This is a genomic window from Candidatus Nitrosopumilus sp. bin_68KS (genome assembly GCF_054095825.1).
Genome location: NZ_JBSWSP010000003.1, coordinates 1 through 19,744, shown reverse-complemented (window position 1 = coordinate 19,744; position 19,744 = coordinate 1). Strand labels below are relative to the sequence as shown.

Genomic DNA, 19,744 nt, shown 5'->3' with positions numbered 1-19,744 from the left:
GCAAAAACCAGGCACAGATTAGCTAAAAAATGCAAATATTAGATATGCCACATATCCCATAGCAATACAACCTCCCATTAGACGATTAATCACTCCAGTTTTTAGAGCAATTAACAATGAAACACTAAAGATAATCATGATTGCATAATCAATGAAAACATCAGGTGCAATCATCACACCGCCAAGTGTTGCACCAACACCCATGATCATCAAAATATTGTAGATGTTGCTTCCAAGGATATTGCCAATTCCAATATCACCATGTCCTTTTTTTATGGCAATTAATGAAGTGATTAATTCTGGAAGAGAGGTTCCAATTGCAATTACAGTTAGACCAATAATTTTTTCAGACAAGCCAAATTCTTGAGCTAAAATTACAGCATTGTCCACAGTTAAAATTGCTCCAACATACAAAAGAACAACACCTATTCCAATTAATCCAAAAGATTTCAGATAAAGGTCATTCTTAGTTTGCTCTGTGACTTCTTTTTTTTCTTCCCTATGTTTCATCGCATCTTTGAATGTATAATATCCAAAAACACCCAATCCAACAAGTAGTAAAATTCCATCATACGAAGAGATCTCCCCATCAATTGAAATCAAAATTAACAAAATAGAAACGCCAAGCATAATTGGAATTTCTTTTCGTAAAACAGACTTACTTACCGCAATGGGAACAAGAATTGCAGCAATGCCAATAACCATTCCAACATTTGCAATGTTACTTCCAACAATATTTCCTAAAATTATTGCACTGTGTTCACCAGCTGCTGCAATACTGGCAGCTAGTTCAGGAGTAGATGTACCATATGCAACAACAGTCATTCCAATTACAAGATTACTAATTCTAAACTTTTTGGCAATAGCAACACCACCACTAACTAACCAATTACCCCCAAAACACAGCATCACTAATCCAACTATGGTCAATACAGCATTGATTACTACATCCACAGTTGAATTTCCAATTATGAAGGTTTAAACTCAATGATTCACCATAATTTCACAATTCTAACAATTCAAGCTAATTTTGAAAATTGTTTACAGGCTTAAAATAGAAACAAAATCTTCAGAACTAGGCTTGTTTTTGAGAATCTAATGCAGAGAGTACATGATCAATGATCTTCAAATAATCTGCCCTTGGTTCTGTGCTAATCATGAATAATTCGCTAGAATTAATTGGAATGCTAATCAGTGTGACTTTTTCATATTCTGTAATAGAGGATGTTTCTTTACCAATTTTGTAGGCCAAATTAGTGTATAATTCTCTTTTTTGTAATGCATAGTGAATCGACATTTTTACCTCATCTTCAGACAATATTCCCTCTACGTTCTCATTATGCCCGCCAGTCACAAGTTCACCCTTGCTGTTTGCAACACCCGCAAATCTTACTTGTGAATCTAAAGCAAGAACATTTTTTGATAATTCATCATAATTTGTTGTCATTTTTCATCAATCTTTTTCTTTTTGAATAATACTTCATCATTTTTTTGTAACTCATCAGTATAATCATCCATATCCAACATGAACTCCTCTTCTTCAGAGTATGCAGATTCTGCATGTTCGCTGATATCAAGACCAATATCTTCAACTTCAGCTGAAACCCTAATACCAATTGTATGTTTCATTATTTGGAGAATTATCCAAGTTCCACCAAAGCCCATTGCAGCTGCGACAGCAACACCTACGGCTTGAATCCATAATTGATCTGGATTTCCAAATAGCAATCCATCAACACCGCCGGGATTAATTGCAGTACTTGCAAATATTCCGATTGCAAGGGCACCTACAATTCCGGCAACACCGTGAACAGAGCTTACATCAAGTGCATCATCAATCTTTAATTTTTCTTTGAACAATACTACTCCAGAATATGAGATAACACCGATGGCAATACCAATTACAAACGCATGCTCTGCACTTACAAATCCAGAAGCAGGAGTAATGCCGGCAAGACCTGCAATTGCACCATTAATTGTTGCAACAACAGATGGCTTGCCAGTCCTAATCCAAGAAAGACCGGCCCAAATTAAAGCAGAAACTGAAGAAGCCATGTGAGTAACAATTACAGTGTTTCCTGCAACACCGCCTGATGCTGAGAGTGCACTTCCTGCGTTAAATCCAAACCAACCAAGCCACAATAATGAAGAACCAAGTACTGCAAGGGGAATACTATGTGGAATCATAATTGCAGGACCATAATGTCTTCTCCTACCAAGTACAAGTGCAGCAGCAAGAGCTGCCATACCCACACTGGTGTGAATTACAATACCACCAGCAAAGTCCACAACACCGAGATCTGCTAACCAACCACCACCCCAGACCCAGTGGACTAGAGGATAGTAAATCAGCATAGACCATGCAGCAATGAATATGATAAAGGAGCTAAACTTCATTCTTTCAGCAATTGTTCCCGTAAGTAACAAAGGAGTAATTGCTGCAAACATTAATTGGAATTTTACAAATAACACACCAGGGATTGTTGGAGCATATTGTTCTAATGGAGCATCAGAAGGAACACCTTTTAGAAACACCCAATCCATATTTCCAACTAGACCCATAGTAGAATCACCAAAAGATAAACTAAATCCAAATACGAACCACATCACACTAAGTAATGCCAAACCAAAGAAGATCTGCATGAAAATTGATGCAGCATTCTTTTTTCTTAATAGTCCAGATTCAAAGAGACCTAATGCAGGGATCATTAAAAGTACAAGACTGCCAGCTACGAGCATCCATGCTGTATCCCCAGAATCAAGTACCATTATTGAGAAGATTTAATTCAAAACTAATAACAATGTCTAAAATCGATTATCAAATGATAATCATTTGGTCATCAAAATCAGAAATTATATTTGTGTAATGTATAATATACTAACTAAATGCTCAAAATCGAAGTCATATTAGGCGAAAATGATGTAATGGCAATTAGCGAAGGGCTAAAAAAAATAGGGATAGGAGGCCTCACAGTATCCAAAGTTAGAGGAAGAGGAAAGAAGCCAGGTCCTGAAATCCACGCATCAAAAGGAAGTGAGATTTTCACACCACAGTTCAATGACAAATACAGAATTGAGGCAATAATTGCAGATGCAAAAGAAGATGAAGTTATAGGAATTATCAAAAATAATGGAAGAGTTGGGAAAATCTTTGTCTCACAAATTTTACGGGCAGTAGACATTGCTACTGGCGACGAAGGAGAAAGTACAATTTAGAAATATCATGAATTTACGCAAAAGTAAATTATTTCGCAGAGAAAAGATGCAACCACTTTCACGGAAAGATTATCTTAAAGTAGCTGCAATGTGCGGAGTCATAATAGTACCAATACTTTTCGGTTTAGCTTTATGAAGTTCTCAAAAATTTCAATAGCAAAATTAATTCTTGCAGCTGTGGGAATGACTTTGGTGGGATTAGCTTTGTTTGGACCTTATATCTAAAAGTCGCCAAAAGTATTTTCATAAATAATTGTCGGATTCTTTAATTGTTTTTCTAATGTAGAGAGGGATTTTACAATACAATAATTTACAAAATCACTAAAAGATTTTATTCTGTAATCTTCTCTTAACTTTTCTTTGTTTTCCTCATAAACTATTTGCAGTTTATGTAAAGTGAATTTTTGTAATGGAACAAATCTACTTCGTTTTGGTAATGATTTGGATTTTATTTTTTCGTCAGGATACATTTCTAAATCTTGTTTTGCGTCTAGAGTTTCCATATCTACAACTTCTTCCATTTCTGAAACAAAGATTTTTCCTCCATGTTCAGATGAAAGACCAGAATTTTTAGAAATCATTTCTACAACTTTTCTTGCATCCTTGTCAGATACTACAATCTCAATTTTTGCTAAAGGTATTGATTTTAATCCAGTAGAACCAATACGAGAACCTTTGACCTCATCGTAAATGTCACTATCATCTAAATTTCGTTTGTCAATAACATATGTGCCTAAGACACTAAGATTTGTCTTAATTGTAGTGAAAGTTTTTCGCTTAATTATAGCCTCTATCTTCTTCACAAACTATTTCAAAAAAAGGTTCTATTTATGAGAAATGCTTTTTTTCAATATCAAAAACTAGATCGCATTAGAATTAGAGAAAATAGGCACAAATTAAGGTGTAAAAAAACCAGCTAGAAAGACAAGCAAAGCTCAAGTTAAAGACTAATAAGGTAACGTACCGTACAATACGGTATGATGAGAGCAAGACTAACATACGTACCACTAGAAGTGGCAGATCAATTCGGAGATTTTATCATACAAAGAGATGAGCAAGTTCTAGATGCAGTAAAAGCTAGAACTCGAGACTTTAGCACACTGTCTTTGATAAAGTTGCTATACCAACTAAAAGGAAACCCTATGACGTTTTCTGATTTGTATTCAAAATCAAAAATCAGAATGAAAAAGTCATTTCTAAACTATTTGCACCTATGTGTAAATTACAACTTTATCAAAAAAGAAGCAGTCGGTCCAAACATGATCTATACAATTACAGACAAAGGACGAGTTATGTTGAATCTATTCATACAGAAAAGTAATTAGACAGAACAAATCGACGTAAACAGTGCAGAAAGAATTTCCAGAAGCAGAAGTCTTTGAGATAAAAAAAACAGAATTGAATAGTCCGATAATTTTTGCAGGGTTTGTAGGAGCAGGTCTAGTAGGCCCTCTTGCAATAAACCAAATTATTGAAAAATTAGAAATGAGACAAATAGCAGTTATGAGATCAAAGTATCTACCGCCATCAACAGTTTTCATGAGAGGAAGATTGCGCCATCCATTTAGATTTTATACAAATCCAGAAGGAACAGTATGTGCAATAATTTGTGAGATAACTTTGCGAATGGAAGGATTGTATTATCTAGTAGAAGCGATTTTGGACTGGGCAACACAAAAAGGATCAAAAGAGATTGTAATTTTAGATGGGGTTGCAAGTACAGAGCATGATGATAAAGCATATTGTGCAGCAGAAGAAGATTTGGTAAGAACCATGGCAGACAAAGACATTAGCATGATTCCTCAAGGATTCATTACAGGAATTCCAGGAGGAATACTAAATGAATGTCTAGTAAGAGAAATCAAAGGTGTGACATTGTTGGCAAAAGCAAACAAAATAGCACCGGATTCAGGCGCAGCAGCAACTCTAATTGAGGCAATAAATCGATTCTATGATTTAGATATCGATACAAAACAACTCCAAGAAGAGAAAGACAGAATCCACACAGAATTTAGCGAGTTATCTCAGAAATATGTAGAACATAGAGAAGAGATAGCTGGAATGTATATGTGATCGAAATACTAGGCAAATTCTTTTATTCACAGCAAATACGCATCAAACTATGGCCCTAACCTACAAAAAAGCAGGAGTAGACATTTCTAAAATTAAACAGAGTCAACAGGCCATTGGAAAACTAATTGCATCAACTCACAAGCTTCAGAAAAAAGCAAAGATAGCACACGGCTTTGGACATTATGCAGGAATTGTAGAGATTCCAGGAGGAAAACTTTTAGCCACACATACAGATGGTGTGGGAACCAAAGTAGTAATTGCAAACATGATGAAAAAATACAACACCATAGGAATTGATTGTGTCGCGATGAATGTAAATGATATAATTTGTATTGGCGCAACACCGATATCATTTGTAGACTATATAGCTGCAAACAAAAACGATGTAAGTGTATTTAAAAAAATTGTAGAAGGATTAGTTACAGGTGCAAAGAAATCTGCAATGCCAATTGTTGGCGGAGAGACGGCAATAATGCCAGATGTGATTGAAGGAAAGGGATTTGCATTTGATTTGGCAGGAATGGTTGTCGGATTAGTTGAGAAAAAAGATTTAGTGTTGGGAAATAAAATAAAATCAGGAGATACAATTATTGGTGCAAACAGTACAGGAATTCATTCAAATGGATACTCACTTGCAAGAAAAGCAATTTTAGGAAAATATTCAATTAAAGACAAAGTCAAAGGTGTAGGAACAATAGGTGATGCATTGTTAAAGCCTACTGAAATATACACAAATCCAGTACTAGAAATAATTCAAAAATGTAAAGTAAATGGTCTAGCCCACATAACTGGAGGGGCATTTACCAAACTATTGCGCCTCAAAAAAATAGGATACCAAATAGATTCATTGCCCAAAATTCCACCAATAATGGGATTAGTTGAAGAGCAGGGAGTAAAACCCGAAGAAATGTACAAAACCTTCAACATGGGAATAGGGTTCTGTGTAGTCGCACCAAAAAACCAGGCAACAAGAATCCAATCAATCTTCAAAAAACACAAAATAGCAAGTAAAGAAATAGGACAAATTATTTCCAAAAAAGGAGTTTTTGTAAACTCGATAAAAATTGCTTAATTTAACAACAACGAAATTTGTTTCAACCGGATTTAGCTTATATGATAGATTTTCTTTGAATTAATCATAGAAGATGGCAGAAGCACACCTAATTGAGACAATTATCGGTATAGGAATTCTTCTTTTTGCAGCAAAATTAATGGCAGAACTTTTCCTAAGATTAAAACTACCAATTGTATTAGGCGAACTTTTAGCAGGAATGATTGTAGGACCGTTTGCACTAGGCGGATTTTTCATAGTAGACGGAAAGCAGTTGCTGCAGATTAACGACGAGATAAGAATATTGGGAGAGATGGGCGCAATAGTAATTTTGTTTATGGCAGGACTTGAGATGACACCGAAGGAATTTCTCAAAGGAGGTAAAGCATCTTTTACTGTTGGGACACTTGGAGTAGTAGTTCCGTTCTTTGCAGGTTTAGCAGTTTTTCAAATGTTTGGATTTGATGCATTACAATCAATGCTTATTGCAACAGCACTAACTGCCACAAGTATTGCAATATCAATTCAAGTGCTTAGCGAATTTGGCAAAATAAAAACACCAGAGGCAAGACTCATCATAGGGGCAGCTGTAGTAGACGATATTTTAGCGATTGCCGTATTGTCAGTGGTTTCATCCATTGCAGGATCAGACGGAGGAGTAGACAATATTGACATTAGTGAAATCGTAATTACAATTTTACAAGTATTAGGTTTCTTCGCAATAATGCTGGTAGTAGCAGTAGTGATAATCCCAAAAATTATCACACCAAGATTATGGAAGGCAAAGGGAAGTGTAGAAGGAATTGCGACTGCGTCGTTTTTTGGCGCCGCAGCGCTTGCAGGATCCATAGGACTATCACCAATCGTAGGTGCATTTGCAGTAGGAATGGCATTATCCACCACCAAAGTATTTGAAAAAGTTGAGAACTATATTGGAAAAATTGGGCTAATTTTTGCACCTCTATTCTTTGCAATCATTGGCGCTCAGGTAGACCTCAGAGCAGTGGATTTGAGTATTCTGATGCTAAGTGGAGTTGTTATCGCAGTTGCAATTGTAACAAAATTATTTGGTTGTGGACTCCCAGCTATGCTATTTTTAAAAAATAAACAACAAGGAATGCGAGTAGGAATAGGAATGATTTCCAGGGGAGAAGTCGGATTGATTGTTGCAGGTGTTGGTGTAACTGCCGGAATTCTCACGTCAGAAGTTTATTCTACAATTGTGATAATGGTAGCAGTCACAACAATCATCACACCAATATGGCTGAAAATGGAATACAGAAAAGAACAAAAAAGTAATTCTGGTGCAAATGAATAAAGTATTGAGCAAAAGCCAGAATAGTTGTCAGTACTCTTAGATTATATAGAAAAATCATTGTAACAAAGCATGGTCTCTGAGATAAAATCGGATGGTAAAAAATGACTGGTAATTATAAGGATTTAACAAAACAAGTTCTCAATTTACAACCACAGGTAAAATTTGCAGCAGTTGTAAATGTAAAGGGGGAAATTGTTGCTGGAGGACACAAAGAAAATGTCGAGCAATTATTAGTTGGTGATGATAGCAAGATGTCGATTCATTATTCACTTCAAAAAAGAGACATCTATACTAATTTAGCATATAAGATTGGTAAAGAAAGATCTGCAATAACAGAATTTGAAAAAGCTGCAATTATCAGTATTCCAATAAATTCAAATGAATTATTTTTAGTTCGTACAGATAAAGGAGTAGATTATTTAAAAATTGTAGACTATGTTTATTCAAAACTAGATCCTCAAAAATATATTCGCGAAGAGATGAGCGCGATAAAAAATGAGATTGATAAATTAAAAAATCTCAAAGGGAATAAAATTACTGCAAAGAAAAAAGTAGTAAAGAGAAAGCCAGCTAAAAAGACGGCTGCAAAGAAAAAAGTAGTAAAGAGAAAGCCAGCTAAAAAGACTGCTGCAAAGAAAAAAGTAGTAAAGAGAAAGCCAGCTAAAAAGACTGCTGCAAAGAAAAAAGTAGTAAAGAGAAAGCCAGCTAAAAAGACCACCAAACCCAAAAGAAAAACAATCAGACGGAAGTAGGTAACAGGAAAGCCAAGTTATTTAACGAATTTATGTCCAAATTAAGGTGAATAACCATGAGTAATCTTGATCCTGTATTATCAAAAGCATGTAGTGAAATTACTCAAAATATTCTAACAATTAATGAGCCAAGCAAGAAGCAAGTCAAAGAAGAAATCATAAAAATTTGCACAAAATATGCTCTTGAGAGAATTCCTAGAAATTATGAAATTCTATCAATGGCAAAAGAATCAGATTTTAACAAATTAAGAAAAGTATTGTTAAGAAAACCAGCAAAGACTGCTTCAGGAGTATCAGTTGTAGCATTAATGCCTAAACCATACGCATGTCCACATGGAAGATGTACATATTGTCCAGGCGGAATAGAGTACAACTCTCCAAATAGTTACACTGGAAAAGAACCATCATCATTAAATGCAATTGAAAATGAATTTGATCCCAAATTACAAATCACTTCAAAAATTAAAAAACTAATCGCATTTGGACATGATCCATCCAAGATGGAAGTAGTGATTGTAGGTGGAACGTTTCTTTTCATGCCAAAAGACTATCAAGAAAATTTCATCAAATCATGCTATGATGCACTAAATGGAACAGATTCAAAGAATTTGGAAGAGGCCAAATCAAATAATGAACATGCTGCAATTAGAAATGTAGGATTTACAATTGAAACAAAACCAGATTATTGTAAAAAAGAGCATGTCGATTTAATGCTAAACTATGGAATTACAAGAATAGAAATTGGTGTGCAATCACTACAAGAACGAGTTTATGAAATAGTGAACAGAGGACACAGTTACAAAGATGTTGTAGAATCATTTCAAATTTCTAAAGATGCAGGTTATAAAATTGTGGCACACATGATGCCAGGATTACCCACAATGACTCCAGAAGGAGACGTTGCAGATTTTAAAAAATTATTTGCAGATTCACAACTACGTCCAGATATGCTAAAAATTTATCCATCATTAATTATTGAAAACACGCCACTCTATGAAGAATACAAACAAGGAAAATACACACCATATTCAGATGAAGATATGATCAAAGTTTTAACAGAAGTAAAAAAGAATGTTCCAAAATGGGTCAGAATTATGAGAATACAAAGAGAGATTTCTCCAAAAGAAATCATTGCAGGGCCAAAATCAGGAAATCTAAGACAGATTGTTCATCAAAATTTAGCAAGACAGGGACTAGCATGCAAATGTATTAGATGCAGAGAAGCAGGACTATCAAACAGAAAATCAGACCCACATGATGTAAAACTAAACAGAATTGATTATGATTCCTCAGGTGGGAAAGAAGTATTCCTATCCTATGAAGACAAAAACGAGTCAATATACGGATTTTTGAGGCTAAGAAAACCAAGCAATGAAGCACATAGAGATGAAGTTGGAGAAGACAGTTGTATAGTAAGAGAGATTCATGTATATGGAAAATCCTTGAAGCTTGGAGAAAAAGGAGAAAATGAAATACAGCATTCAGGTCTTGGAAAAAACTTAATGCAAGAAGCTGAGAAAATATCTAAAGAAGAGTTTGATGCAAAGAAGATCCTAGTAATTAGTGCAGTTGGCACAAGAGAATATTATCAAAAGTTAGGGTATTCGTTATATGGCCCATACATGTCCAAGACATTGAATTAGTGGAAATGTCAGAACAAGAAATTATTGGCAAAGGGACTTGGATAGATAAACTAGCATCAGAATTACTTGAACGTGAGAAATCACTTGGAAGGAATTTAGATATTATTAGAGTAGAAAGTGGTCTTGGAGCATCAGGGGTTCCTCATATTGGAAGTCTGGGTGATGCAGTAAGAGCTTACGGTGTCAAACTTGCACTAGAAAATTTTGGGTACAAATCAGAATTAATTGCGTATTCAGATGATCTTGACGGATTACGAAAAATTCCTGAGGGATTCCCTGATTCTTTAGAAGAGCATTTGGCAAAACCAGTATCATTAATCCCGGATCCATATGGATGTCATGACTCATACGGCATGCATATGAGCAGTATTCTATTAGATGGATTAGATAAAGTTGGAATAAAATATGAATTTAGAAGAGCAGTTGACACATACAAGAAAGGATTACTCCAAGAACAAATCCACACAATCCTACAAAACAGTGCAAAGATTGGTGATAAGATTTCAGAGCTTGTAGGACAAGAGAAATATCAAAAATATCTCCCATACTTTCCAGTTTGTGCAAATTGTAATCGCCTCTATACAGCAGAAGCTACTGAATACATTGCAGATGAAAAGAAAGTAAAATATCATTGCCATGATGCAGAAATTGGCTCAAAAATGATCAAAGGGTGTAGTCACCAAGGAGAGGCCGACATTACAAAAGACCTTGGAAAACTAGCATGGAAAGTGGAATTTGCCGCAAGATGGGCTGCATTTGACATTAGATTTGAAGCGTATGGAAAAGATATCATGGATTCAGTAAAAGTAAATGATTGGGTTGCAGATGAAATTTTAGAATTTCCACACCCACATCATGTAAAATATGAAATGTTCTTAGACAAAGGAGGAAAGAAAATTTCAAAATCACTTGGAAATGTAATTACAGCACAAAAGTGGTTAGAGTTTGGTAGTCCCAAATCAATTCTGTTATTACTATACAAAAGAATTACAGGTGCAAGAGAATTAGGATTCGAAGACATCCCATCACTAATGACTGAATACAATGAATTAGAAGACATTTACTTTGGACGAATTAAAGTAGACAATCAAGCAAAGCTTACAAAATCAAAAGGACTCTATGAGTATGTAAATCTCCTTAATCCCCCAAAACAATCAACCACACATGTAAACTATAGACTATTAGTTGAACTTGTAAAAATATTCAAAGAAAATAGATCTGAGCGAGTAATGAAGAAATTACTTGATTACGGAGTAATAAAAAACCCAGAACCGGAAATAGAAAAACTCATAGAACTTGCAGGTAATTATTCAAATGAATTTGATGCGCAAGAGAAAATTCAAGTGGATTTAGATGAAACTGCAAAAAAAGCACTAAAGATTTTAGTTGATGCCCTCGGAGCAGAAACCGAACCAGAAGATATTCAAAATACAATATATCAAATTGCAAAATCAAATGATGTACAACCTAAAGATTTCTTTAAAATATTATACCAAATAATCCTTGGAACATCAAGAGGACCAAAGATAGGACCATTCATTTCAGACATTGGAAGAAAACAAGTTGCAAAAACACTTTCAGAGTATGTTTAGTCATGGTTCACTCGGAACACAACAAATCAAAAAATAGTGGAGGTTTTGCCCTGATAATTTTAGGGGCACTAATGCTATTTCTAGCACCAAATATCTATCCAGAAATGCCAGAATTAGGCACAATGGCGTTATTTGGAGGTATGATTATTGGCGGGATTGGATTTTATCTGAAGTTTATCAGGACGCGAATGAAGAAGGAATAAAGAAACGTTCATCTCTTGGAATTAATAGTTGAGTAACATGGGGCTTTTTGGTAAGAAAAAAGAAGAAGAGGTAGAGAAAATACCTCAAAGCAGTGAAGAGTATATCCTAAAAGAAGAATTAGAATCTGAAGTAGAAAAGTTACAAAAAGAATTTAGAACAAAACAGACTGAACTTGACTCCATTACCGAAAAAATTCAATCAGTAAAAAAAGAGTACGATTCAACAGTTGGAAATTTGATGCTAGTCAAAAAAGAACTGAATCAAAAAAAGATGGAGCACGACATCATTCAAAGAGAATGCAAAGAGATGGGAGAGCGGATAAAAAATGCAGAAAAAATTAAAGATTCAAAATCAATTGAAGAGTTTAAACAAACAGAGGAAAATTTAGAGAAATTAAAGCAAGAGTTAGTTGAATTTACAAAAAAGCAAGACGAGATGAAAGCGGAAATCGAGCAAAATAAAATAGAATTACATAACATAAGAAAACAACAAATCGATGCTCAAAAAGAACTAGATGAGGCAAATTCAAGATTATATAATGCAAAAGAAGAACTAAACAAAAAAGATCAATTCCAAGATACGGATGTTTTAACACCAAAAGAAAAAGAATTCATTGTAGGTGAAAAATCAAATGATAAAAGTTCTTCAGGAATTATAGAAGCTGCAAGCGCAGTAGTAGGCTCGTTAAAATCAAAACTCAGTATGACAGAAAAAGAATTAGAAACAGTTCAACTACTTTTAGAAAAAGAAAGAGAAGACCATCAAGAAACAAAAAAAGAATTAGATGAAATCAAAGCATTATCTAAAAAATTAGAAGAATCATAAACTTGCAAAATGTTTTTTCCATTTTAATTTGATTTCTTGCTCTGAAATTCCCATATCATATAACGGAGATGTAACTTTGGAAACATCTGAGACATTCACCAGTACAATTGAATTGATTGGGCTCTTTACACCATTATCCCTGTAATGATTAAGAATTTTCTCAAAAAGAGTATTATCTTGAATTATTTGTGCCTCACCCTTAAACAAATACCCCTTTCGCAAGAGTGGGTCTATCACATTGATCTCCACATGCGGGTTTGTTTGTAAATTATTCATCGTGTCAGGTGAGCGAATATCAGCAAAAGTCAATGTTTTATCAGACCATCCAATAATTGTCCCCTTGGGCGATAGATTTGGTGTTCCATCAGAGTTCACAGTTGCAACATAGCCAAGCTTTTGAATATCCAAAAACTCCTTGATCTCTTGAGTAATCACAAAAACTGTTAACTCTAAACAGGTATAATGTATTTAGTTTTGAAAATTATCGCATGAATTCTGCCATTTCAATTGAAAAGAAGAAAAATGCAATTCCCCCTCCAATAATTCCAATCCAAGCGGCAATTTGCTTAATTTTAGACATATAGCAGATATGTCAAACTCATTATTGAATCTAATTGAATATTTTTAGACAATTTAATTAGACTGATAACAAAATACCAATATTGGCAAGCATCAGAGATATTGGAAAATTTTTTCTGTTTATAGTTGGAGGACTAGTTGCAATTATTGTAGGATCCTTTATGATTAGAGGGACTATGCACATGTGGGATAATCCAGAAAAGAAAAAAACAAAGGGAAAGAAAAAGGACTAAAAAGCAAGTAATGCCAATTTAATTTAGAATTGTTTCAAGATTCATCAATTAGAAAATCACTTGACGAATATATCAAAAGAAGAATTTTAGAAATTCCAACTGAAATAAAACAAACGTTTCCAAATATTAGACAAATTTGGAAGTGCAATGATGAACTAGATTTTCTTTATGGGTATTATGTAGGGAAAATTGAAGAAGGTGCATTGCATTATTTGCTAAAAGCCACACGGGCCTCAGCTGGAGGTTATGTAGATACATTTGAAATTAGAGGAATAATTGAAACACGCAAAATGGAATTACATGATGCAATAAAGGCAGCAATCAATTAGTGAAGTAGAAATAGGACTTTGATCATCAAATATTATGGTAGGACCACAAGATGGGGGATTCGGATTTGACCAATCAAAAAAATATACTAAAGTAGACAATATTGATGAAGTATGTGTACAATGTCAAGCAGGGCAACATAAAAAATGTCTGAAAAAAGCAAAAGAACAAGATGTTTGTGAATGCGAACACTGTATGATTTACGGATAGAAAAACAAGTCAATCCACCTACAAACCATACAAATTAACATGAATTGTAATAACAAGAAAATAGGATGTCGCCACGATAATTCCATCCATGCAGATGTAAATGGAAAATGCCTAGTAAAAGGATGTAAATGTGAAAAATTTGAATCCTAAATATCTGCCAACTTGTTTTCAAGTTCTTTAATCTCTTTTTGATGTAAATCAGAAACATTTTGTGCAAATTCTTTATGTGCAGAAATGATTGCATTCAATGCATCTCGATAATTTGGATGCCCTTTTTTGAGGACATCACATGATTCCATAGAGGTGATATGCCCAGTAACAGTAGCTATTGCACCTTTTTGGTTAAATTGCACAATGCCTCCAAATGCCTCAATGAGCATGTAGGCAGAATCTGCTTTGCATTTGTAGGTGACCCTACCAGTTTCAGTGTTGAATAGTTGTGTTATCCCACCAGGTTTTCGGGTAACAGTAACGGTCATGAAAGGATTTGAAAAAGGAGGTATTAATTATTTTAGAAAATTATGCTGTAGGGTCAGCTTCTGTTGTTGCTTCTGTTGCAAGGTATTTGTCAATTTCATTAATTCCTAGTTTGTCCCTTCCAAGAAGATCAAACTTTTGTAAAATTGTTTCAAATTTTGTTTCTTCTTGAACTTGTTCGTTTACAAACCATTCTAGAAATGCGTATGTGGAATGATCTTTTTCTTTTTGTGCAATCTCTACCATATGATGAATTGCAGCAGTTACAGATTGTTCATTTTTCAGTGCAGCTTTGACTAAAAGTTCAAGTGATTTGTATGAACTTGCAGGAGATTTTACTGCAGGAATAGTTGCAACCGCACCTAAGGCATTAAGGTAATGAACTACTTTTAGCATATGAGTTCGTTCTTCATCTGATTGGGCATAAAAATAATTTGCAGCACCTTGGTAACCTGTAACTTCACACCACGAGGCCATTGCAAGATAACTGTTTGATGCAGAAGCTTCAAGAATTATTTGGTCATTTAGTGCTTTTTTCATTTTAGGTGAAATTTTCATTTTAATCATTATAATTACACTCTCTTGATTAAAAATGGTTTCGATTATTCTAAAAGTATTACAAGTAAAATTTGGTAATTAAAAAGAACAGAGCAAATCCAGACAAAAAGATAATTCCTGCAAAGCTGAGAATTTTAAGCAAAATGGAAGGTTGGTGTTCTGGGGTAAGGAATTTTCCTGTAACTAGTCTAAAATTAAATATTGCAATTATTGGGGCAATTACAAAAGATAGAACCGTTGCGAAATCAACTAATTCCTTAAGATTGTCCTCAAATTCAAATATCACAACTAGTGAGCCCAAAGCAAGAAGAATCAAGAAAAGGACATAAAATACCCTAATTTTTGTGCGTATTTTTTGTTCATCTTTTGTAAAAATTATCTCTATGGTTCGCTGCAATGATCTAGAGTATCCATCAAACACTGCAAGAATGGTTCCAAACATCACAGTAAATGCAGAAGCTGCAATTATGATATAACTCCAATCACCAATGGTTTCAGTGTATAGTGTTACAACTTTGTTTGCAAAATCAGAATTGTTGTTTGGCAGTTCCTCGCCAGACCCATAGAAGATAAAAGTTCCAAGTACAACAAATATCACTGCAAGAATTCCAGTAACTAGGTATGCCAATCTAAATTCAAGCAAAGTTTCTTTTAATTTGGGCTTGTACTCGGTTTGTTTCATTCTCTCCAATGTCCACAAACTATTCCAACTTGAAAGATCAACAGCTGTTGGCATCCAACCCATTAATGCAAGCAAGAAAAAGATTCCAGAAATATTCCAAAGTTCTTTTGGTTCAAATCCAGGAATAGATTCAATTGGACCATGATACAATGCAAATAAGAACGCAGATACTGTAGAGATAAGAAGAATAATTGCAAGAATTTTAATCAAACTATCAAGTACTTTGTATTTTCCAATTGCCAATATTCCAACACACACTACAAATAAAATTACAACTGTCCATTCACCTAAAAAATCAACCCCAAATAGATTTTCAAAAAATCCAGCAGTAACAAAGCCCACAGCACCTGTCACAAAAAACATCGAAGAGATTGTTAATAGAAAATACAACCATAATGCAGGTTTTCCAAGTTTTCTGTAACCATCAATGATACTTGTCTGAGTAGAATTTGCATAACGAGATCCATATTCAAAAAAAGGATATTTCAAAAGCGTGACTAAAATTACAAACCCCAATATCAATAAACCAAAATCTGCCCCTGCCCGGGTAGATTGGACTAGATGTGACACACCAATTGCAGTACATGCAAATAAAATTCCAGGCCCCGCAGTTTTAGAAAACCTTGAAAATTTTTCATTCATTGCAATTATGACATTCAAAAATCTTGCTTATAATTTGGTTCATAAATAAAATACTCTATGAAGAAAATTCAAATTTAAATATCAGTAAAAAATAATTTTTTCATGTTATTTGGAGTATTTGCAATACACAGTCCTGAATCATGTCCAATTAACAACGAAAGTAGCAGAAAAATATTCATGAAATTAGGCGGAAAATTAGAAACAGAAAGCAAAAAATATGATAATGTTCAAGTCGTGGAATTTTACATGTCTGTTTTAGAACATGAGTGGATGATCATCATAGATGCAGTTAATGCACATGATATTGAGAAACTTTGTATAGATGTTGGAATTTCATCATTAAGTACAGTCAAAATAGTTCCTATGAACTTGTATAGTGACACACTGAAAAAATTCCAGTCAAATTCTTAATCACGTTTTGTATAAGTAACACATGGACGTATGGTCATTGACCATCCCAACTGCTTGCATCAAGGCATAACAAATTGTAGGTCCTACAAAATTGAAACTATGTTTTTTTAGATCTTGGCTTAGTTTTTTTGAAATTTCAGTGGATGTAGGAATATCAGAGTGTTTTTTGAATTTGTTTTTTATGGGTTTACCATCTACAAAGCTCCAGAGGTATTTATCAAACGAACCATACTCTGACTGAATTTTAAGAAATTGTTTTGCATTATTTATTGCAGAATTAATTTTGAGTTTATTTCTAATGATCGATTCATCTTTGAGGAGTTTTTCTATTTGTTTTTGATTATATTTTGAAACTTTGTGGGCATCAAAATCTGAAAATGCCTTTCTATAACCATCCCTTCGCTTGAGAATGGTAGTCCAAGAAAGACCAGCTTGTGCACCTTCTAATACTAGAAACTCAAATAATTTACGATCATCATGTTGTGGTTTTCCCCATTCAACATCATGGTAAGTGGCATTAGGCTCATCTTTTGCCCATTCACATCTTTTTTTCATTATTATTCCAAGAGTTAACACAAAATATTAGTTATCACATGAAATTTTCATGAAACTAAATCAGCAATTACTACAAATTAATAGGAATTTTTTGATTTGTTTTATTGCATCAGCATCCCTATCTGCAATTACATCTCAATTGTTATCAGATTATGACAATTATCTAAACACAACAATTACTATCATTATTGGATATATTGTATATTTTGGAATTTTTTCTAGTTTGTTTTATTTGGATAATATTAAACGATATCGTGCAATGAAATCAAATTTAATTAAAAAAGAATTATTGACATTAATTTCATCATTTGGGTTAGGGGAGATTGTATATTTGGGAATCAGATGGCCCACATTATTTTATTTTCTTGAAATAGGAATAGAGCCATATCTTGCATCAATTACTTCTGAAGTAATAGCAACTGCATGTTATATGATATCAGTAACAATTTTTCTTAGAAAGACTAGAACGTTTTAGTTATTTTGATAGTTGATTTACCAAATCTGTTGATGTGATAATACCTACAATCTTGCCATTTTCAGTAACTGCAAGTTTTCTAATTTTTTTATCAGTCATTCTTTCAGCAGCAGCAGAGAGTGGTTCGTTGTGATTAATTGTAATCAAAGGAGAAGTCATTATTTTTTCAGCAGGAGTATCAAGTGAAAGACTATTTGCTGCAATTTTTGTTGCAAAGTCTCTATCAGTTACAATCCCTACAGGATTATCATTTTCTTTTACAAATATTGCACCTATTCCACCTTGCTGCATCATTTTTGCAATTTGTTTTGCAGTAGTTGTAGGGTTTACTGTGATCATCGCCCTAGTCATTATATCCTGAATCAAGACAGAGTTGAAATCGTGTTGACTCATGACTAGAGTCATAGATTATAATATTTAAGAAATTCATAAAATAATGAGCCTATTATACAATATTTATTTTAGATTTGTTGCTAAAAAGGCAATAGTTTTTTGCCATGCATCTTGCGATTCATCAGGAGCAAATCGTTCACCAGATGGATTTGCAAAGGCATGGTCAACTCCAGAATAGATGTTAATGTCGTTTTGAATTCCCAATTCATTTAGTGAAGATTCAAATGAATTTACAGAATCAACTGTTATTCCTTTGTCTAATTCTGCAAATATTCCAAGTACCGGCCATTTAATGGAGGATAGTTTTTCAGGTTCAGTCACAAGACTACCATAGTAAATTACAGTTGCATCCACATCAGTATTATTTAGTGCCAAATTAAGGGACTGCCCACCTCCAAAGCACCAACCAATAGAACCAATTTTTTCAGAAGAATAATTTTTGTTAATGAACACAGTTGCAGAATTCATGTTTTTAACTCCTCGTTCTGAATCATAGGAAGTTATCAACTCTCTTGCTTGCTCAGATGTTGTTGCAACATTGCCTTCATAAAGATCAACTGCTAAAACAACATAACCATGAGATGCAAGTTTATCTGCCATCTCTTTGATGTTATCATTTAATCCCCACCATTCATGAATCATAACTATACCTGGATAGTTTCCATCAGATACAGGCTTTGCCAAATAACCCACAACATCATCAAAGTATGTTACATTCTCAAACTCTGTGATAAATTCTCCAAGGGCAAAAATTTCAGAGTTATTGTTTTCATTCACATAATCTGGCAAGATATGGATTGCCCAACCGCGTGAAATTAATTTTTCAACACTTGAAAAATTTACACATGCAGGTAATCCACTTGATTGTTTTAGGACAAGTTCTTTTCCTTCAGTGCACGTAACATAAGACGGATCAGTTCCTTTAGATATTTGTTTTAGGGGCGGTGGAAAATACGCAATTGATGATAGGGTAAAGGATTCATTTGGTAAATCAACTTCAGAGCACAGTTTATCCCCACAAACCTCATCAGACATTACTTGCCATGTTGGTTTTCCAGCTGCCTGCTCGGCAAATACAGTTGATGAATAAAATCCAATTATAAAAAGTATTGAAAAGAGTAAAAGTAATTTTGTCACGATTATCTAAATCACAAAACAGAATTTAAACGATTTTCCCATTTTAGAAATTAGGAAGACTAAATTTTAGAAAGTATTTTTTTCTTTTTTTCTTGAAATTCTTTCTTTGTGATTATACCTGCCTTTTGTAAATCACCTAATTTTGACAACAATTCTAATCCGTCGTTTGAAGATGATTTTAGATTCTTTCCAGCATTTATTCCAGATTTAATTCCGGACTTTGTTCCTTTTTTGAGCTTGGAACCAAAGATACCACCCCTGTAGGCAATTTTTTCGCTAATTTCATATCCTTTTTTCTTTGCCTGATTGAAGATTTCTTCAGATTTTTGTTTAGTCACATCATCTACAAACTGGTGCTTTTTTGCCATCTTACCGAATTCTTGGGTTTTTT

The 19,744-nt window shown here is 34.0% G+C and carries 26 protein-coding genes and 1 pseudogene; 15 read left to right on the top strand and 12 right to left on the bottom strand.

The features are described 5' to 3' along the window. Positions 1–18: 18 nt before the first annotated feature. The 3 genes from ACW9W3_RS00860 to ACW9W3_RS00850 form a co-directional block, all read right to left on the bottom strand. Positions 19–954 carry a calcium/sodium antiporter gene (locus ACW9W3_RS00860; RefSeq protein WP_457764287.1) on the bottom strand — a complete coding sequence of 312 codons (936 nt, stop codon included), beginning with the start codon at positions 952–954 and terminating at the stop codon, positions 19–21. 121 nt (positions 955–1,075) lie between these two features. Then, positions 1,076–1,447 carry a DUF6659 family protein gene (locus ACW9W3_RS00855; RefSeq protein WP_457764286.1) on the bottom strand — a complete coding sequence of 124 codons (372 nt, stop codon included), beginning with the start codon at positions 1,445–1,447 and terminating at the stop codon, positions 1,076–1,078. Further along, complete coding sequence (locus ACW9W3_RS00850) at positions 1,444–2,769, bottom strand: ammonium transporter (RefSeq protein WP_457764285.1); 1,326 nt, start codon at positions 2,767–2,769, stop codon at positions 1,444–1,446. Before ACW9W3_RS00850 ends, ACW9W3_RS00855 begins: the two co-directional genes overlap by 4 nt. A gap of 117 nt (positions 2,770–2,886) precedes the next feature. Here ACW9W3_RS00850 and ACW9W3_RS00845 point away from each other — a divergent pair, with 117 nt between their 5' ends. Continuing rightward, positions 2,887–3,216, top strand: a complete 330-nt coding sequence (locus ACW9W3_RS00845; RefSeq protein WP_457764284.1) for a P-II family nitrogen regulator — start codon at positions 2,887–2,889, stop codon at positions 3,214–3,216. A gap of 221 nt (positions 3,217–3,437) precedes the next feature. Here ACW9W3_RS00845 and ACW9W3_RS00840 read toward each other — a convergent pair whose 3' ends face one another. After that, complete coding sequence (locus ACW9W3_RS00840; protein WP_457764283.1) at positions 3,438–4,019, bottom strand: P-II family nitrogen regulator; 582 nt, start codon at positions 4,017–4,019, stop codon at positions 3,438–3,440. A gap of 174 nt (positions 4,020–4,193) precedes the next feature. Here ACW9W3_RS00840 and ACW9W3_RS00835 point away from each other — a divergent pair, with 174 nt between their 5' ends. The 9 genes from ACW9W3_RS00835 to ACW9W3_RS00795 all read left to right on the top strand — a co-directional run bounded on the left by ACW9W3_RS00835 (position 4,194) and on the right by ACW9W3_RS00795 (position 12,674). After that, the gene (locus ACW9W3_RS00835; protein ID WP_457764282.1) at positions 4,194–4,541 is read left to right on the top strand and encodes a hypothetical protein; all 348 of its coding nucleotides are present in this window, start codon (positions 4,194–4,196) and stop codon (positions 4,539–4,541) included. Between the two features lie 22 nt (positions 4,542–4,563). After that, positions 4,564–5,289 carry a proteasome assembly chaperone family protein gene (locus ACW9W3_RS00830; RefSeq protein ID WP_457764281.1) on the top strand — a complete coding sequence of 242 codons (726 nt, stop codon included), beginning with the start codon at positions 4,564–4,566 and terminating at the stop codon, positions 5,287–5,289. A gap of 49 nt (positions 5,290–5,338) precedes the next feature. Continuing rightward, positions 5,339–6,361 (top strand): phosphoribosylformylglycinamidine cyclo-ligase, encoded by a 1,023-nt coding sequence (purM, locus tag ACW9W3_RS00825; protein ID WP_457764280.1) that lies wholly within the window; start codon positions 5,339–5,341, stop codon positions 6,359–6,361. Between the two features lie 73 nt (positions 6,362–6,434). Next, on the top strand, positions 6,435–7,658 hold the full coding sequence (locus ACW9W3_RS00820) for a cation:proton antiporter (RefSeq protein WP_457764279.1): 1,224 nt from the start codon (positions 6,435–6,437) through the stop codon (positions 7,656–7,658). Positions 7,659–7,759: 101 nt separating this feature from the next. Then, the gene (locus tag ACW9W3_RS00815) at positions 7,760–8,410 is read left to right on the top strand and encodes a DUF6659 family protein (RefSeq protein ID WP_457764278.1); all 651 of its coding nucleotides are present in this window, start codon (positions 7,760–7,762) and stop codon (positions 8,408–8,410) included. Between the two features lie 56 nt (positions 8,411–8,466). Then, positions 8,467–10,053, top strand: a complete 1,587-nt coding sequence (locus ACW9W3_RS00810) for an elongator complex protein 3 (RefSeq protein ID WP_457764277.1) — start codon at positions 8,467–8,469, stop codon at positions 10,051–10,053. 5 nt (positions 10,054–10,058) lie between these two features. After that, complete coding sequence (gene lysS / locus ACW9W3_RS00805; RefSeq protein WP_457764276.1) at positions 10,059–11,645, top strand: lysine--tRNA ligase; 1,587 nt, start codon at positions 10,059–10,061, stop codon at positions 11,643–11,645. Positions 11,646–11,647: 2 nt separating this feature from the next. After that, the gene (locus tag ACW9W3_RS00800; RefSeq protein WP_457764275.1) at positions 11,648–11,848 is read left to right on the top strand and encodes a hypothetical protein; all 201 of its coding nucleotides are present in this window, start codon (positions 11,648–11,650) and stop codon (positions 11,846–11,848) included. Positions 11,849–11,885: 37 nt separating this feature from the next. Beyond that, positions 11,886–12,674 carry a DNA repair protein gene (locus ACW9W3_RS00795; protein WP_457764274.1) on the top strand — a complete coding sequence of 263 codons (789 nt, stop codon included), beginning with the start codon at positions 11,886–11,888 and terminating at the stop codon, positions 12,672–12,674. Here the strand turns inward: ACW9W3_RS00795 and ACW9W3_RS00790 are convergent. Then, complete coding sequence (locus ACW9W3_RS00790; RefSeq protein ID WP_457764273.1) at positions 12,669–13,109, bottom strand: pyridoxamine 5'-phosphate oxidase family protein; 441 nt, start codon at positions 13,107–13,109, stop codon at positions 12,669–12,671. The genes ACW9W3_RS00795 and ACW9W3_RS00790 overlap by 6 nt on opposite strands. Before the next feature lie 227 nt (positions 13,110–13,336). Here ACW9W3_RS00790 and ACW9W3_RS00785 point away from each other — a divergent pair, with 227 nt between their 5' ends. The 3 genes from ACW9W3_RS00785 to ACW9W3_RS00775 are packed head-to-tail and all read left to right on the top strand — an operon-like array spanning position 13,337 to position 14,023. Continuing rightward, positions 13,337–13,486 carry a hypothetical protein gene (locus ACW9W3_RS00785; protein WP_457764272.1) on the top strand — a complete coding sequence of 50 codons (150 nt, stop codon included), beginning with the start codon at positions 13,337–13,339 and terminating at the stop codon, positions 13,484–13,486. A gap of 29 nt (positions 13,487–13,515) precedes the next feature. Further along, positions 13,516–13,815 carry a hypothetical protein gene (locus ACW9W3_RS00780; RefSeq protein ID WP_457764271.1) on the top strand — a complete coding sequence of 100 codons (300 nt, stop codon included), beginning with the start codon at positions 13,516–13,518 and terminating at the stop codon, positions 13,813–13,815. Between the two features lie 34 nt (positions 13,816–13,849). Further along, positions 13,850–14,023, top strand: coding sequence for a hypothetical protein (locus tag ACW9W3_RS00775; RefSeq protein ID WP_192828308.1), 174 nt, complete (start codon positions 13,850–13,852; stop codon positions 14,021–14,023). Positions 14,024–14,169: 146 nt separating this feature from the next. Here the strand turns inward: ACW9W3_RS00775 and ACW9W3_RS00770 are convergent, their stop codons facing one another. The 3 genes from ACW9W3_RS00770 to ACW9W3_RS00760 are packed head-to-tail and all read right to left on the bottom strand — an operon-like array spanning position 14,170 to position 16,382. Beyond that, on the bottom strand, positions 14,170–14,502 hold the full coding sequence (locus ACW9W3_RS00770) for a hypothetical protein (RefSeq protein WP_457764270.1): 333 nt from the start codon (positions 14,500–14,502) through the stop codon (positions 14,170–14,172). Positions 14,503–14,542: 40 nt separating this feature from the next. Beyond that, positions 14,543–15,058, bottom strand: a complete 516-nt coding sequence (locus tag ACW9W3_RS00765) for a ferritin (protein WP_457764302.1) — start codon at positions 15,056–15,058, stop codon at positions 14,543–14,545. Between the two features lie 58 nt (positions 15,059–15,116). Next, complete coding sequence (locus ACW9W3_RS00760; RefSeq protein WP_457764269.1) at positions 15,117–16,382, bottom strand: NRAMP family divalent metal transporter; 1,266 nt, start codon at positions 16,380–16,382, stop codon at positions 15,117–15,119. A gap of 102 nt (positions 16,383–16,484) precedes the next feature. Here ACW9W3_RS00760 and ACW9W3_RS00755 point away from each other — a divergent pair, with 102 nt between their 5' ends. Further along, positions 16,485–16,793, top strand: coding sequence for a hypothetical protein (locus tag ACW9W3_RS00755; protein WP_457764268.1), 309 nt, complete (start codon positions 16,485–16,487; stop codon positions 16,791–16,793). Here ACW9W3_RS00755 and ACW9W3_RS00750 read toward each other — a convergent pair whose 3' ends face one another. Next, positions 16,794–17,348, bottom strand: a complete 555-nt coding sequence (locus tag ACW9W3_RS00750) for a DNA-3-methyladenine glycosylase I (protein ID WP_457764267.1) — start codon at positions 17,346–17,348, stop codon at positions 16,794–16,796. Positions 17,349–17,397: 49 nt separating this feature from the next. On the opposite strand from ACW9W3_RS00750, the gene ACW9W3_RS00745 reads away from it, so the two are divergent. Then, positions 17,398–17,823 (top strand): hypothetical protein, encoded by a 426-nt coding sequence (locus ACW9W3_RS00745; protein ID WP_457764266.1) that lies wholly within the window; start codon positions 17,398–17,400, stop codon positions 17,821–17,823. On the opposite strand, the gene ACW9W3_RS00740 is transcribed toward ACW9W3_RS00745, so the two are convergent. From ACW9W3_RS00740 to ACW9W3_RS00730, 3 genes and pseudogenes are all read right to left on the bottom strand, one after another. Then, a complete protein-coding gene (locus ACW9W3_RS00740; RefSeq protein ID WP_457764265.1) occupies positions 17,824–18,216 on the bottom strand; it encodes a CBS domain-containing protein in 393 nt (130 codons plus the stop codon). A gap of 63 nt (positions 18,217–18,279) precedes the next feature. Next, positions 18,280–19,353: a dienelactone hydrolase family protein gene (locus ACW9W3_RS00735; protein WP_457764264.1), complete on the bottom strand. Its 1,074-nt coding sequence runs from the start codon at positions 19,351–19,353 to the stop codon at positions 18,280–18,282. Between the two features lie 59 nt (positions 19,354–19,412). After that, positions 19,413–19,744 (bottom strand): annotated as a pseudogene (locus ACW9W3_RS00730) (hypothetical protein); the annotation flags it as partial.

What these genes read in the sequence shown, in the direction of transcription:
- ACW9W3_RS00770 (WP_457764270.1), bottom strand. Translation starts at nt 14,502, where the DNA reads ATGACCGTTACTGTTACCCGAAAACCTGGTGGGATAACACAACTATTC.
- ACW9W3_RS00765 (WP_457764302.1), bottom strand. Translation starts at nt 15,058, where the DNA reads ATGAAAATTTCACCTAAAATGAAAAAAGCACTAAATGACCAAATAATT.
- ACW9W3_RS00745 (WP_457764266.1), top strand. Translation starts at nt 17,398, where the DNA reads ATGAAACTAAATCAGCAATTACTACAAATTAATAGGAATTTTTTGATT.
- ACW9W3_RS00755 (WP_457764268.1), top strand. Translation starts at nt 16,485, where the DNA reads ATGTTATTTGGAGTATTTGCAATACACAGTCCTGAATCATGTCCAATT.
- ACW9W3_RS00740 (WP_457764265.1), bottom strand. Translation starts at nt 18,216, where the DNA reads ATGAGTCAACACGATTTCAACTCTGTCTTGATTCAGGATATAATGACT.
- ACW9W3_RS00795 (WP_457764274.1), top strand. Translation starts at nt 11,886, where the DNA reads ATGGGGCTTTTTGGTAAGAAAAAAGAAGAAGAGGTAGAGAAAATACCT.
- ACW9W3_RS00775 (WP_192828308.1), top strand. Translation starts at nt 13,850, where the DNA reads ATGGTAGGACCACAAGATGGGGGATTCGGATTTGACCAATCAAAAAAA.
- ACW9W3_RS00815 (WP_457764278.1), top strand. Translation starts at nt 7,760, where the DNA reads ATGACTGGTAATTATAAGGATTTAACAAAACAAGTTCTCAATTTACAA.
- ACW9W3_RS00845 (WP_457764284.1), top strand. Translation starts at nt 2,887, where the DNA reads ATGCTCAAAATCGAAGTCATATTAGGCGAAAATGATGTAATGGCAATT.
- ACW9W3_RS00760 (WP_457764269.1), bottom strand. Translation starts at nt 16,382, where the DNA reads ATGAATGAAAAATTTTCAAGGTTTTCTAAAACTGCGGGGCCTGGAATT.
- purM (WP_457764280.1), top strand. Translation starts at nt 5,339, where the DNA reads ATGGCCCTAACCTACAAAAAAGCAGGAGTAGACATTTCTAAAATTAAA.
- ACW9W3_RS00800 (WP_457764275.1), top strand. Translation starts at nt 11,648, where the DNA reads ATGGTTCACTCGGAACACAACAAATCAAAAAATAGTGGAGGTTTTGCC.
- ACW9W3_RS00855 (WP_457764286.1), bottom strand. Translation starts at nt 1,447, where the DNA reads ATGACAACAAATTATGATGAATTATCAAAAAATGTTCTTGCTTTAGAT.
- ACW9W3_RS00810 (WP_457764277.1), top strand. Translation starts at nt 8,467, where the DNA reads ATGAGTAATCTTGATCCTGTATTATCAAAAGCATGTAGTGAAATTACT.
- ACW9W3_RS00835 (WP_457764282.1), top strand. Translation starts at nt 4,194, where the DNA reads ATGATGAGAGCAAGACTAACATACGTACCACTAGAAGTGGCAGATCAA.
- lysS (WP_457764276.1), top strand. Translation starts at nt 10,059, where the DNA reads ATGTCAGAACAAGAAATTATTGGCAAAGGGACTTGGATAGATAAACTA.
- ACW9W3_RS00850 (WP_457764285.1), bottom strand. Translation starts at nt 2,769, where the DNA reads ATGGTACTTGATTCTGGGGATACAGCATGGATGCTCGTAGCTGGCAGT.
- ACW9W3_RS00820 (WP_457764279.1), top strand. Translation starts at nt 6,435, where the DNA reads ATGGCAGAAGCACACCTAATTGAGACAATTATCGGTATAGGAATTCTT.
- ACW9W3_RS00750 (WP_457764267.1), bottom strand. Translation starts at nt 17,348, where the DNA reads ATGAAAAAAAGATGTGAATGGGCAAAAGATGAGCCTAATGCCACTTAC.